Consider the following 13,069-nt stretch of genomic DNA (forward strand, 5'->3'; position numbering starts at 1 on the left):
GGGGGGTGGCAATACGCGGCCCATCGCCTTGCGCCCCGTTGGCGTGCGCTTCCTGTCCGCCTGGGTTCGATGCTGCGGCGGCACGGCGCGCCGGGGGCGGGCGGTTCATGTCTGTCGGGCGCACAGCCGCCCTTGAGGAGGTCGCCATGGCGGCGGTCGCGGAACGCGTTTTCTCCGGCGTGCAGCCCACGGGCAACCTGCACCTCGGCAATTATCTGGGCGCCATCAAGCGCTTCGTGGAGCTGCAGAACAGCCACGACTGCCTGTATTGCGTGGTGGACCTGCATGCCATCACCGTATGGCAGGACCCGGAGGAGCTGCGCCGGCACACCCGCGAGGTCACCGCCGCCTTCATCGCCTGCGGCATCGACCCCAAGGCGCACATCGTATTCAACCAGAGCCAGGTCTCCGGCCATGCGGAGCTGGCCTGGATCTTCAATTGCGTGGCCCGCATGGGCTGGCTTAACCGTATGACGCAGTTCAAGGAAAAGGCGGGGAAGGATCGCGAGAACGTCTCGGTCGGCCTGTTCGCCTATCCCAATCTCATGGCCGCCGACATCCTGCTCTACCGCGCCACCCATGTTCCGGTGGGGGAGGACCAGAAGCAGCATCTGGAGCTGACCCGGGATATCGCGCAGAAATTCAACACGGATTTCGCCCCCTCCATCGCCGCCAACGGGCATGGGGAGGGCTATTTCCCGCTCACCGAGCCGCTCATCGCCGGCCCCGCCACCCGCGTCATGAGCCTGCGCGACGGGGCGAAGAAGATGTCGAAGTCCGACGCCTCCGACTTCTCTCGCATCAACCTCACCGACGATGCGGACGCCATCGCCTCCAAGGTGCGCAAGGCCAAGACCGACCCCGAGCCGCTGCCGGGCGAGGAGGAGGGGCTGAAGCTTCGCCCCGAAGCCGACAACCTCGTGGGAATCTTCGCCGCCTTGTCGGACCGGACCAAGGCCGACGTGCTGCGCGAGTATGGCGGCGCCCAGTTTTCCGCCTTCAAGGGGGCGCTGGTGGACCTGGCGGTGGACAAGCTCGGCCCCATCGGCGGGGAGATGCAGCGGCTCATGGCCGACCCTGCCGCCATCGACGCCATCCTCATCGACGGCGCCGGGCGGGCGCGGGCCATTGCGGACGAGACCATCCGGCAGGTGAAGGATATCGTGGGCATGGTGCGGGGCTGAGCTTTCCGCTTCGCTCGGCGCGAGGCGGGGCGTGCCCCAAGGTCACGGTGACGTTTGTGGAGCCCCGCTTCGCCCTCCGCTAAGGTTGCCGGGCGCGGGGCGGCGGGGTCGATCGGCATCAGGCCGGGAAACGTCGTCATCCGGCCGCGCTCGCGTATCGTATCGAGTGCATGGATGTCGCCGAGCCCCTTGTCCTGCCCCCTTCGCCCGAAATGCCGCCCCGCCCACGTGCGCGGACGGAAAGGGGCCGCATGAGCGCGCCTGCGCCCCAAAGCGAGGACATGAGCGCCCTCATCGTCGCCATTGCCCGGCACGCGGACAGGCAGGCCTTCGCCCGCCTGTTCCGCCATTTCGCGCCGCGGGTGAAGTCCTTCCTCATCCGCGGCGGGCTGCCGGCCAATGCGGCGGAGGAGCTGGCGCAGGAAACCCTGTTCGCCGTGTGGCGCAAGGCGGCCTATTTCGATCCGTCGCGGGCGGCCGCCTCCACCTGGATCTTCACCATCGCCCGCAACCTCTCCATCGACCTCAAACGGCGCGAGCGCTATGGCGATACCGCCAGCGCCGCGGCGCAGGAGGAAGAGGTGGACGAGACTTCCGGCGAAACCATTCTCATCACTGCGGAGCGTGATGCGCGGGTGCGGGCCGCGCTCGCCAAGCTCTCGCAGGAACAGGCGATGATCGTCCGCCTCTCCTTCTTCCAGGAGAAGCCCCATTCCCAGATCGCGCAGGAGCTGGGCATTCCCCTGGGTACCGCCAAGTCGCGGGTGCGCCTGGCGCTCAGCCGGCTGCGCACGCTGCTGGAAGACCTGAAATGAACCCGGCCTTGCACCCCAGCGCCCAGACGCTGCTGCGCCATGCGGCCGGCCTGCTGCCGCCGGGGCCGAAGCTGGTGGTGGATATCCACCTTGGCGACTGCCCCCACTGCCGGGCGCTGCTGCGGCAGTTCGAGGCCGTGGGCGGGGCGCTGCTGGAGGACATGGCGCCGGCGCAGATGGACCCCGGCGCCCTGGAACAGGCGCTGGCGCGCATCGACGGATCACCCCTTCCGGCGGCGCAGGAGCCACGGCACGGACTGGCGCCGGCGCACGCCTGGCCGCCGGGCCTCGTTCTGCCCGCCGGCATCGCCCTGCCGCCGCGGCTTGCCGCCTGCCGCATCGATCCGCTGCGGCCGGTGGCGCCGGGGGTGCGGCTGGGCCGGGTGCATGTGCCCGATGACCCGCAGGCGAATGTTCTGCTGCTGCGCCTCGGCCCCGGCCGCACCATTCCCGATCACACCCACGATGGCATCGAATATACCCAGGTGATCAGCGGCGCCTTCAGCGATGCCGCCGGCCGCTACGGGCCGGGCGATCTTTCCGAGGCGGACGGGGCGGTGGAGCACGCGCCGGTGGTGGAGGCGGACGCCGAATGCGTCTGCATCGCCGCCTTCGAGGGCCGGCTGCGGTTTCGCGGCCTTCTGGGCATCGCCCTGCGGCCGTTCATCTGAGGTCAGGCGGGCAGCGGCGTTCCGCGGGGGCGCGGGCGGGGGGAGCCGGAGCGCGATCCGATCAACTGGACTCAATTTGATCGGTGAATCGCCCTCTCACTTAAGGATAGAGAACGCGTTATCCGATCAGCTTGCGGTGCAAGCTGATCGGCGCGTGCTCTAGCGTTCTCCCTTCAGAACGTCGTCCGCGTCACGCCCTTCTTCACCGCGGCCAGGGCGCGGGTGAGGTCGCTGGCCAGCACGGCCTTTTCGGCGGGGCCGAGGAAGCGGCCCACCGGCACCGTGCGCGCGCCGCTCACCAGCGCCACGTCCAGGGTGCCCAGCTCGTCGTCGTCCTCGCGCCACAGGCGGGTCCAGAACGGGTTGAGGCGGGCGGTGGAGGCCCGGCCGCGGGCCGGCTCGCGCCGCACCTCCACCAGGCTCGGGGTGACGAGAATGTGTTCGCGCGCCCGCGCCGCCCGGAAATTGGCGCGGAAGGCGATGTAGACCAGCAGCACGTCCAGCCCGAAGAAGCCGAAGATGGGCCAGGCCCCCATGGCGAGGAAGACGGCGCCGGTCACGAAGCTCACCGCGCCGATGCCCGCCATCACCAGGAAGAAGCCCCGCCGCGACAGGGAGCGGTGCGGCGCGAGCGTCACCGCATAGACGACCGGCTCCTCGGGGAAGCCGCCATCGTCTTCGGGCAGGGTGTCCGGTGCGCTGGAACGGGGCATGAGGAATAAGTATACCGGAAAAATGACGCGCCGGACCCCTCCCCCAGACACCACCCGAGCCAGCAGGACCTCCGCGGCGAAACGGGCGGCTGCGCCTGCCCCGCCCGCCGCCACCGGGCCCGAAGGCGCAGCCGGCGGCAAGGGGGGCGCCAAAGTGCCCGCCGGATCTGCCTCACCGCCGCCCCCGGCGTCCGCCGGCCTGCCGGCCGGAACCGTGGGCAAGCCGCCGGTTAAGGAGCCGCCGGTCCAGGCGCAGGCCGCACAGGCGCGACGGGCAAAGGTGGAGCCGCAGGTCGCTCCACCCCCGGCGCCCGCGCCCAAGCCCCGGGGACGCAAGGCCGGCGCCACGCCCTCGGCCGCGCCCGTCTCCGCCCCGCCCGCCGCTGCGACCAGGCCCGCCGCGCGCCAGCCGCAGGGGCCGAAAACGCCCGCCGGGCGGACGCTGCCGGAGGCCACCCCGCCGGCGGTGTCGCCGGCCCGCCGCAACAAGGCCGTGGCGAACGCCGCCGCCGCCGCCCATGGCCGCACGCTCGCCGCCGCGGCCCTGTGGAGCGCGGCGGAGATCGCCGACGCCTTCGCCCGATTCGAGGCGCAGGACCCCGAGCCCAAGGGCGAGCTGAACCACACCGATGCCTTCACCTTGCTGGTGGCGGTGGTGCTCTCCGCCCAGGCCACCGACACCGGGGTGAACAAGGCCACCAAGGGCCTGTTTGCTGCCGCCGCCACCCCCGCCGCCATGGTGGCGCTGGGCGAGGCGGGCGTGGCGCACCACATCCGCACGCTGGGGCTCTACCGGGGCAAGGCGAAGAATGTGGTGGAGCTGTCCCGCCTGCTGCTGGAGCGCCACGCCGGGGTGGTGCCGCAGGATCGCGCGGCGCTGGAGGCCCTGCCCGGGGTGGGCCGCAAGACCGCCAATGTGGTGCTGAACATTGCCTTCGGCGTGCCCACCATTGCCGTGGACACCCACCTGTTCCGCGTCGCCAACCGCACCGGCCTTGCCCCCGGGGCGACGCCGCTGGCGGTGGAACTGGGGCTGGAGGCGCGCATTCCCGACCGCTTCAAGCTGCACGCCCACCACTGGCTGATCCTGCACGGCCGCTACATCTGCAAGGCGCAGCGCCCGGAATGCGGCCGCTGCATCATCGCAGACCTGTGCCGCTGGCCGCAGAAGCAGTTCTAACGCGCGATCCGATCAAATTGAATCAATCTGCTCCGTGAGCCGCCCTCTAACAGATTGAGTGAGACGGATTGGCGATGCCCCTGGAGCGGCCCGCGGCTAGATGCCCTTGGGCAGTCCCGCTTCCAGCGGCACCACGGGGGCATCCTTGGCCTGCTTCAGGGTGAGCGCGGTCTTCACGTTGCGCACGTTGGGCGCGGCGGTGATTTCCAGCACGAATGCCTGGAACGTGCGCAGGTCTGGCGCGACGCACAGCATCAGGAAATCCACGTCGCCGGAGAGCATCCACGCGCTGCGCACCAGCGGCCAGTGGGCGATGCGCTCCTGGAAGGCGCCGAGGTCGGCTTCCGCCTGGCTGATGAGATGCACCATGGCGAAGGCCATGAGATCGTAGCCGAGCCGCTTCTCGTCCAGAAGGGCGCGATAGCCCTCGATGATGCCATCCTCCTCCAGCGCCCGCACGCGGCGCAGGCAGGGCGGCGCGGAGATGCCGACGCGGCGCGACAGCTCCACATTGGTGATACGCCCATCCCGCTGCAGCTCGTCGAGGATCTTCCAATCGACAGCATCGAGGCGAACGGTCAAGGCGGGCTCCTTCGGGCAGGCAAAGCGGCACCTTAGTGAGCGGATGCGGCAACGCAACGAAATAATCTTTCGCAGCTCTGCGGCTTGCGGCCATCTGCGGCGCCCGCCGGGGGCGGGGCGCCTTGTGGCGGTGCGGGGGAGCCCCTACATTTGGGCATAGCTCGCGCTACGGCGTGGCCCGCTGCGCAGTCCTGCGCCCGGCGTTGGTTTCTTGAGGACAGCATGACCGCCCAGAACGTCAAGGTCGTCATCGTCGGCTCCGGGCCGGCGGGCTACACCGCAGCCATCTATGCCGCCCGCGCCATGCTGGAGCCGATCCTGTTCGAGGGCATCCAGCCCGGCGGCCAGCTCACCATCACCACCGACGTGGAGAACTACCCCGGCTTTGCCGACCCCATCCAGGGGCCCTGGCTCATGGAGCAGATGCGCGCCCAGGCCGAGCATGTGGGCACGAAGATCATCGCCGACCATGTGGCGAGCCTGGACCTGTCCAGCCGCCCGTTCCGCGTCACCACCGAATCGAGCGCGGCCTATCTGGCGGAGGTGGTGATCCTCGCCACCGGCGCGCAGGCGCGCTGGCTGGGGCTGGAATCGGAGGCCGCCTATCGCGGCTTCGGCGTTTCCGCCTGTGCCACCTGCGACGGCTTCTTCTATCGCGGCAAGGAGGTAGTGGTGGTGGGCGGCGGCAACACCGCGGTGGAAGAGGCGCTGTTCCTCACCAATTTCGCGTCCAAGGTCACCGTTGTGCATCGTCGCGAGGGGTTCCGGGCGGAAAAGATCCTGCAGGAGCGCCTGTTCGCCAATCCCAAGGTGAATGTGGTGTGGCATGCGCAGGTGGCCGAGATCCGCGGCACCGACGATCCCGTCACCAAGGTCACCTGCGCGGTGCTGCGCGACGTGCGCACCGGCGCGACCTCCGAGCTACCCGCTGACGGCATATTTATCGCCATCGGCCATGCGCCTGCCACAGAGCTGGTGAAAGACCAGTTGAAGCTCAAAGAGAGCGGCTATGTGTGGACGGCCCCGGATTCGACGGCGACGTCGGTTCCGGGTGTCTTTGCGGCAGGCGACGTGGCGGACGATGTGTATCGTCAGGCGGTCACGGCGGCGGGTCGCGGATGCATGGCCGCCCTTGAGGCGGAGCGCTTCCTGGCCCACCACCACGTGGCACGGGCCGCGGAATAGACCTGCCTTTCGCCCGCGGCGTGCGGGCGGTTTCAGCGCCAGTCGTTAGGGCCGGCCCCGGCAGGAATGCGCCTGCCGCGGCATCGGAGGTCTAACCGGTTGAACGGTGCCGCAGGCTCGGCCAGTCACTGGCCGGTGCCGCTTGAGGGGCTCGGGCCTGATGGATTGGGACAAGCTTAAGGTTTTCCACGTCGCCGCCGAAGCCGGCTCCTTCACCCATGCAGGTGAAACCCTCGGCCTGTCGCAATCGGCGGTGAGCCGGCAGGTCTCGGCGCTCGAGGCCGAGCTGAAGGTTCCCCTGTTCCACCGCCATGCGCGCGGCCTCATCCTCACCGAGCAGGGCGAGCTGCTCTACCGCACCGCCCACGAGGTGTTCCTGAAACTCGAATCGGCCCGCGCCCAGCTGACCGACAGCCGGGAAAAGCCGAACGGCGACCTGCGGGTGACCACCACCATGGGCCTCGGCACCCACTGGCTCACCGCCCGGGTGGGGGAGTTCGTGGACCTGTTCCCCGACATCCGCATCCAGCTCATCCTCACCGACGAGGAGCTGGACCTGGCCATGCGCGAGGCGGACGTGGCCATCCGCATGCGCCAGCCGGTGCAGCCGGACCTGGTGCAGCGCAAGCTGTTCACCGTGCATTTCCATGCCTATGCCTCGGCCGACTATCTCAAGCGCCACGGCCACCCGCGCACCCTGGACGAGCTGGACAAGCACCGCATCCTGCTTTTGGGCGGGCCGATCCCGTCCTATTTCCAGGGCCTCAACTGGCTGGAGCATGCGGGGCGCGACGGCTCCACCCCGCGCATTCCCGCCTTCGAGGTGAACAACGTGCTGGGGCTGAAGCGGGCGGTGGAGCGGGGCGTGGGCATCGGCACGCTGCCCGATTATCTCTCCGACGATTCCACCTCCCTGGTGCAGCTGTTCACCGATCGGGAAACGCCCAAGCTGGAGGCCTATTTCACCTATGCCCAGGAAATGCGCTCGGTGGCGCGCATCCAGGTCTTCCGCGACTTCCTCATTTCCAAGGCGCAGCGCTGGAACTACTGATTTATGACCGCTTGAGGTATTCCAATCCGCATTTCGGGGCCCAGCCCGGCGCTGGGCACATGCCTGATATGCGGTCAGCCTGCGTTGCAAAATGCCTAAGCGAAGGGCATTTTGGTCATGCGCTGATTGCATCTTGTGCGGTGCATCAGCTGTTCCCCTCTGGAAGGTTCGCCGCTCTGCGGCGATACTTGCCGGGTCCCGCAACGGACCCGGCATTTTTCTTTTTGGGGGCCTGCTTCCCCTATCCATGTGTCATGGGTCCGGCCTATGACTCGGCCGTCAACTCCGACTCTGAACTGAGGGGGATGCAATGGCCATTCTGAAGCGTGGGCTCGCGGGCGAGCCGGTGAAGATCCTGCAGGCCAAGCTCGGTGTCGCCGCCGACGGCCAGTTCGGCCCGGCGACCGAGGAGGCGCTGAAGGCCTACCAGAAGGACCACGGCCTCGCGGTGGACGGCATCGCCGGCCCGGACACCTTCATGGCGCTCGGCCTGCCGGAACTCATCCTGCTCACCGTGGGCACCAAGGGCGAGGCGGTGAAGAAGCTGCAGACCGCCCTCGGCATCGCCGCCGACGGCCAGTTCGGCGCCGGCACCGCCAAGGCCGTCACCGCCTTCCAGGAGAAGAACGGGCTTGAGGCCGACGGCATGGCCGGCCCCGTCACCTTGTCCAAGATCGAGGTGTTCGCCGGCGTGTTCTCGCCCGAAGCCATCGCCACCTCGCAGTCCGGCACCGTCAGCGCCGATGCCAAGCCCGCCGAGGCCGGCGCCGCTGCCGCGCCGAAGAAGAGCATCTGGCAGACCATCACCGGCCTGTTTTCCTGACGCCGCGGGCAGCGCCGGCCCCGGCGTGAGGGCCGGCGCCGCCCGGCTGCGTGCGGAACAGCCACGGATGGCGGGCGTTCCCGAAGAAGGGAATGCCTGCACAGGCCGGCCCGCGCCGCCGGCAGCCCCCTGCATCGGCGGCAGTGCGGCGCTCGCCCGCCGGACCGGCGGGGAAGCGGGCCGGGGTGGGGACATTGCCATGCGCCGCTTTCTCATGGACACGCTCGTGAAGCCTGCCGCCCTTGCCCTCAGCCTTGCCGGCCTGCCCCTGGCGGCCGATGCCCGCACCGATCGTCCCGCTGTGTTCGTGGACGTGGCGCCCCTGGTGCCGGACGCAGTGCTGGACGTGCGATATTTCGGCACTGACAATTTCGTCGGCGCCCGGGTGGACGGCTATGGCGCGCCGCGCTGCATCCTCACCCGCCCCGCCGCCGAGGCGCTGGCCGCCGTGGCGGCCGATGCGCGCGCCCGCGGGCTGGGCCTGCGCCTGTTCGATTGCTATCGCCCGGCCCGGGCGGTGGCGCATTTTGCGCGCTGGGCCGCTGATCTTGCCGATACGCGCACCAAGGCCGCCTTCTATCCCGACATGGACAAGAAGGACCTGTTTGCGGAAGGCTATATCGCCGCCCGCTCGGGCCACTCGCGCGGCTCCACCCTGGACCTCACCCTGTTCAGCCGCGCCAGCGGCGCCGATCTGGATATGGGCACGCCCTTCGATCTGTTCAGCTCCCGCTCCTGGCCGGGCTCGAACCAGGTGACGGCGGCGCAGAAGGCCAACCGCCAGTTCCTCGCCGACCTCATGACCCGTCACGGCTTCGTGCCGTTCGAAAAGGAATGGTGGCACTTCACCCTGAAGAACGAGCCGTTCCCCGACACCTATTTCGATTTCCCCATCGAATAGCCCCGGCGCGTGCTCCAGCCTCAAGTTGGAGCGCTGCGGGACGCGCAGCCAATGGCGGGCGCTCGCCCGGTCAGTTCGGGGAAATCTCCTCCACCTTCAGGCGGCGGCCGCGGGCGTCGAAGAAGTCACCGGAATTGATCACCAGCCGGTCGGCGGCGATGCGCTGCTCCAGTGCGCGCAGCCGGGCGCGGGCCTCGCCATTGTCCAGCGGCCCGTCGTCATCCAGCTGGGCGAAGAAGGCGGCGCCGTCCCACGGGCGGCCGGAGCCGGAGAGCAGCGCCACCATATCGGGCCAGCCCACCTCGTCGCCCACCACGGTGAGGAAGGTGGAGGCAAGGGGCGTCAGGGCCGGCTCGGCAATGCGCACCAGCACCACCAGGGTGGTGAAGTCGCCATGGGCGCGGAAGGTGCCGGCGAGCCAGAGGTCGAAATCGGTGGACGCGGCCATGGCCTCGATGTCCTGCGCTTTCAGAAGTCCAATTTCAGAAGTCCAAGATCAGAAGTCCACAAGGGGCGTGTCGGGCATGTAATGCTCGAAGAGATACCAGAAGGCGCCGGGGCGGGTCTGTGCATACCAGGCCTCGAACGCGGCCAGCGCGCCGGCAGGGTCGGCGCACGGGTCGGCCGGCTGCGCGCCCTCGGGCACGGGAACCTGCGCCGCCTCGTGCAGGGCCACGGCCACCGGGGCGAAGCGGGCCAGCACCTCGGTGCGGGCCGGGCTGTCCTCGTCCCAGCCCAGGCGGGCCCGCAGCAGCACCTGCGCCGCCGCCACCGCCATCTCGGGGCTGCCGGCGTCGCGCAGGACGGCGACGAGGGCGGCCATCAGGTCGGCCCGGCGAAAGGCGTGGGCACGTGCGCCCGCCAGCTTTTCCGCCTGCGCCGCCGCCTCCTGCCGGAAGCGCGTCTCGGCCACGGCCGCTGCGTGCTTCGCCGCATCGAGGCCCGCGAGATAGGCGGCGAGCGTATCGCCAGCAGCCGTCGCGTCGGGCAGGGGCTCTGGCAGGGTCCCGGGCGGGGTCTCTGGCGGGTTCATGGCTGGGCTCACGGGCGCTTTCCATAGCGTGGCGGAAGAGAGTGGGAGTCGAACCCACCAAGGACCGGCTCGCGGCCCCTCCCGGATTTGAAGTCCGGACGCCCCACCAGGGACGCTTCTCTTCCCCGCGGCGGCGTTGCCGCCGCCTGGTCCGTCGTCGCCGCATCATTCCCTGCGCCGGCGAACAAATCCAGCCGGAACGGGTTGACGCGGCGCAGGTCTCCCCGGCGCAGCGTCACGCCGTGCCGGTCGAAGAATTCAAGGATCTGGATGGCCACCTTGCGGCCGTTCTGCACCTCGTCGCGGAACTGGGCGGCGGAGAATTCGTCCTTCATCCGCTCGCCGCCCAGCCGGCGCACGATCTCCACCATCTCTGCCACGGTGGCGCGCAGGAAGAAATGGTCGTGGGCCACCTCGTCCACACGCCCGAGGCGGCCGAGGAGCTTCAGCAGGCGCCGCACGTCCGCTTCCGCCAGGCCCATGAGGTCGGCGATGTCGCGCACCCGCGGCGGGCGGAAGCGCTCGGTGCCGCCCAGCAGGGGCGCGATGCGCGCCCAGGCCGCTTCGTCCTCGGCGGTCAGGCGCACCTCGAAGCCGGCGCGCCGCACCCAGGCCCCTTCCAGCTTCACCAGGCCGTCGGGCAGGCCCTGCAGCGCGGCGAGGAAGGCGGGGGCGGGCAGGCGCGGCACCAGCGCCAGGCGCAGCCGTTCCCGGCTCATGCCGGGCAAATCGGGGCTGTCGGCGTGGAAGGCGTCGAGGGTGGCGAGCATTTGCGCGGTGAAATCGGTGAAGCGGTCCCGCGCCACCACCAAAGGCCGGAGGCCAGCCTGGATGCGCACCAGGTCGAGCCGGCGCGCCATCTCCTCCATGTCCGCCGCAGCCAGTGCGCGGTCGCGGGCGAAGGCCGCAAGGTCGGCGAAATGGGGGGCCAGCTGCAGCAGCCGCGCCAAAGCGAGCTGCGCATCGGGCTCGGCCAGGGCCTCCAGCTGGGCGAGCCGCTCGGGGGTGCGGCGCTTGCGCTGGGGGCCGCGCAGATCGAGGAAGCGGCCGCCGCCCACCGTGCGCCGGGCCGAGGTGTCGCGGATGACGAAGCGGTCCCCCGCCGCCGCGGCGATGGGCTGCTCCAGCACCAGCTGCACCTTGCCGGTGGCGCCGGGGGCGATGGGATCACCCAACAGCACCACCCGGGCGCCCACCTCCCGCGCGGCATGGTGCAGGCGCACGGGAAACCACTGGCCCACCGGGCGCGGCTCGCCGGACAGCACCTTCAGTTCGGCGTCGATATGGTCGGCCGGGGCATGGAGCGCGGGGTCCAGCACCACGTCGCCGCGGGCGATGGTGGATTTGCTGATGCCTTCGCCGGCCAGGTTGAGGCCGCAGCGGTCGCCGGCCACGCCGTGCTCCGCCGGCCGGTCCTGGGCGCGGATGGAGCGCACCCGGGCGGCAAGGCCACAGGGGCTCACCAGCACCCGGTCGCCCACCTCCACCCGCCCCGACAGCACCGTGCCCGTCACCACCGTTCCCGCGCCCGAGAGGGTGAAGCTGCGGTCCACCGCCAGGCGGAAGCGGCCGGCGGCGCCGCGCCGGGCGAACTGCCGCGCCGCCTGTGCCAGGGCATCGGCCATCTGCGCCACCCCCGCCCCGCCGGTGGCGCAGACACGGCGGATGGGCGAGCCGGCCAAGGTGGTGCCGGCGAGGGCGGCGGCGATCTGCGCCTCCACCGCCTCCAGCCGCGCCGCATCGGCAAGATCGGCCTTGGTGAGGGCCACCATGCCGTGGGAGATGCCGAGGAGATCGAGGATGGCGAGATGCTCGCGGGTCTGCGGCATCACCCCGTCGTCGGCGGCCACCACGAGAAGGGCGAAGTCGATGCCGCTGGCCCCGGACAGCATGGTGTGCACGAATTTTTCGTGCCCCGGCACGTCCACGAAGCCCAGCACCTGCGGGTCCTCGCCCTCGCCCGGCCCGGCGCCGAGCGGCAGGTAGGCGAAGCCGAGGTCGATGGAGATGCCGCGGGCCTTCTCCTCCTTCAGCCGGTCGGTATCGACACCGGTGAGGGCACGCACCAGCGTGGTCTTCCCATGGTCGATATGTCCGGCCGTCCCGACGATCACGTCACGGAATCTCCCCCAGCGGGATCGCCGCGCGGCGGCGGGCGGCCGCTTCCTCGTCCGGGGACAGGCTGGCACGCACCGCCTCGAAGAAGCGGTCGGCGAGGGCGCTGTTGCCGGCGCGGGCGCGCAGCAGCCAGGCGAAGGCGGCCACGCGGTCGCGCGGCACGCCGGCACCCATGTGATGGGCGGCGCCCAGCATGGCCTGCCCGTCCGCATCCCCGGCCTCCGCCCCCCGGCGCCACCAGCGGGCGGCTTCGGCGGCGTCGCGCTCCATGCCCAGCGCATTGTGGGCGATCATGCCGAGCCGGGTCATGGCGGAGGCGATGCCCTGGTCGGCCGCGGCGCGGGCCCAGCGGCGCGCCTCCACGGGATCGGTGGGCATCACCTCGCCCTCCAGCAGCATCCAGCTCAGCATGTCCTGGGCGGGGCCGTCGCCGTCTTCGGCGGCGCGGCGGTAGAGCTGCGCGGCGCGGGCATAGTCCTGGGGCACGCCCTCGCCCTTGAAATAAAGGGTGGCGAGGTTGCGGCAGCCCACCGGGTCGCCGCCCTCGGCGGCGAGGTCGAGCCAGCGCCTGGCGAGGTCCAGGTCGCGCTCCACGCCCAGCCCGTCCACGAAGCAGGCGCCGATATTGTTCTGCGCCCGGGCGTTGCCGGCGCGGGCGAGGGGCTCCCAGATGGCGAGGGCCGCCTCATATTCGCCGGCCGTGGCGGCGGCGAGGGCGTCGGCCATGAGCGCGTCCGGCGCGCGCAGGTCCGCCGTCTCGGGCTCAGGCTCCGTCTCCGGCGGCATCTGCGGTGCGGGGGGAGCCGCCATGGA

The 13,069-nt window shown here is 70.6% G+C and carries 13 protein-coding genes, 1 tRNA gene and 1 pseudogene; 8 read left to right on the forward strand and 7 right to left on the reverse strand.

Annotated features, from left to right (window positions below):
• Positions 1-146 precede the first annotated feature (146 nt).
• From trpS to ACI7BZ_RS10975, 3 genes are all read left to right on the forward strand, one after another.
• On the forward strand, positions 147-1,184 hold the full coding sequence (trpS, locus tag ACI7BZ_RS10965) for a tryptophan--tRNA ligase (protein WP_414117196.1): 1,038 nt from the start codon (positions 147-149) through the stop codon (positions 1,182-1,184).
• Positions 1,185-1,435: 251 nt separating this feature from the next.
• A complete protein-coding gene (locus tag ACI7BZ_RS10970) occupies positions 1,436-1,999 on the forward strand; it encodes a sigma-70 family RNA polymerase sigma factor (protein WP_414117197.1) in 564 nt (187 codons plus the stop codon).
• A complete protein-coding gene (locus tag ACI7BZ_RS10975) occupies positions 1,996-2,670 on the forward strand; it encodes a ChrR family anti-sigma-E factor (protein WP_414117198.1) in 675 nt (224 codons plus the stop codon). Before ACI7BZ_RS10970 ends, ACI7BZ_RS10975 begins: the two co-directional genes overlap by 4 nt.
• Before the next feature lie 173 nt (positions 2,671-2,843).
• Here the strand turns inward: ACI7BZ_RS10975 and ACI7BZ_RS10980 are convergent, their stop codons facing one another.
• A complete protein-coding gene (locus tag ACI7BZ_RS10980) occupies positions 2,844-3,383 on the reverse strand; it encodes a DUF2244 domain-containing protein (protein WP_414117199.1) in 540 nt (179 codons plus the stop codon).
• 442 nt (positions 3,384-3,825) lie between these two features.
• Between ACI7BZ_RS10980 and nth the strand changes: the two genes are divergently transcribed.
• A complete protein-coding gene (gene nth / locus ACI7BZ_RS10985) occupies positions 3,826-4,563 on the forward strand; it encodes an endonuclease III (RefSeq protein WP_510803974.1) in 738 nt (245 codons plus the stop codon).
• 96 nt (positions 4,564-4,659) lie between these two features.
• Here the strand turns inward: nth and ACI7BZ_RS10990 are convergent, their stop codons facing one another.
• Positions 4,660-5,145 (reverse strand): Lrp/AsnC family transcriptional regulator, encoded by a 486-nt coding sequence (locus ACI7BZ_RS10990; RefSeq protein ID WP_414117201.1) that lies wholly within the window; start codon positions 5,143-5,145, stop codon positions 4,660-4,662.
• A 222-nt stretch (positions 5,146-5,367) separates the two neighbouring features.
• Between ACI7BZ_RS10990 and trxB the strand changes: the two genes are divergently transcribed.
• From trxB to ACI7BZ_RS11010, 4 genes are all read left to right on the forward strand, one after another.
• A complete protein-coding gene (gene trxB / locus ACI7BZ_RS10995; protein ID WP_414117202.1) occupies positions 5,368-6,330 on the forward strand; it encodes a thioredoxin-disulfide reductase in 963 nt (320 codons plus the stop codon).
• A 160-nt stretch (positions 6,331-6,490) separates the two neighbouring features.
• Positions 6,491-7,381, forward strand: a complete 891-nt coding sequence (locus ACI7BZ_RS11000) for a LysR family transcriptional regulator (protein ID WP_414117203.1) — start codon at positions 6,491-6,493, stop codon at positions 7,379-7,381.
• Between the two features lie 310 nt (positions 7,382-7,691).
• Complete coding sequence (locus ACI7BZ_RS11005; RefSeq protein WP_414117204.1) at positions 7,692-8,204, forward strand: peptidoglycan-binding domain-containing protein; 513 nt, start codon at positions 7,692-7,694, stop codon at positions 8,202-8,204.
• A 199-nt stretch (positions 8,205-8,403) separates the two neighbouring features.
• Positions 8,404-9,105 carry a M15 family metallopeptidase gene (locus tag ACI7BZ_RS11010; RefSeq protein ID WP_414117205.1) on the forward strand — a complete coding sequence of 234 codons (702 nt, stop codon included), beginning with the start codon at positions 8,404-8,406 and terminating at the stop codon, positions 9,103-9,105.
• A gap of 70 nt (positions 9,106-9,175) precedes the next feature.
• Here the strand turns inward: ACI7BZ_RS11010 and ACI7BZ_RS11015 are convergent, their stop codons facing one another.
• The 5 genes and pseudogenes from ACI7BZ_RS11015 to ACI7BZ_RS11035 form a co-directional block, all read right to left on the reverse strand.
• Complete coding sequence (locus ACI7BZ_RS11015; RefSeq protein ID WP_414117206.1) at positions 9,176-9,553, reverse strand: hypothetical protein; 378 nt, start codon at positions 9,551-9,553, stop codon at positions 9,176-9,178.
• A 48-nt stretch (positions 9,554-9,601) separates the two neighbouring features.
• Positions 9,602-10,138 carry a hypothetical protein gene (locus tag ACI7BZ_RS11020; RefSeq protein ID WP_414117207.1) on the reverse strand — a complete coding sequence of 179 codons (537 nt, stop codon included), beginning with the start codon at positions 10,136-10,138 and terminating at the stop codon, positions 9,602-9,604.
• A 29-nt stretch (positions 10,139-10,167) separates the two neighbouring features.
• Positions 10,168-10,263 (reverse strand) — tRNA-Sec (locus ACI7BZ_RS11025).
• Between the two features lie 96 nt (positions 10,264-10,359).
• Positions 10,360-12,327, reverse strand: a pseudogene (gene selB / locus ACI7BZ_RS11030) (selenocysteine-specific translation elongation factor); the annotation flags it as partial.
• A complete protein-coding gene (locus ACI7BZ_RS11035) occupies positions 12,254-13,042 on the reverse strand; it encodes a tetratricopeptide repeat protein (RefSeq protein WP_414119143.1) in 789 nt (262 codons plus the stop codon). The pseudogene selB and the gene ACI7BZ_RS11035, both read right to left, overlap by 74 nt.
• Positions 13,043-13,069: the final 27 nt, after the last annotated feature.

Source organism: Xanthobacter sp. AM11, from assembly GCF_047444035.1.
Taxonomy (GTDB): domain Bacteria; phylum Pseudomonadota; class Alphaproteobacteria; order Rhizobiales; family Xanthobacteraceae; genus Xanthobacter.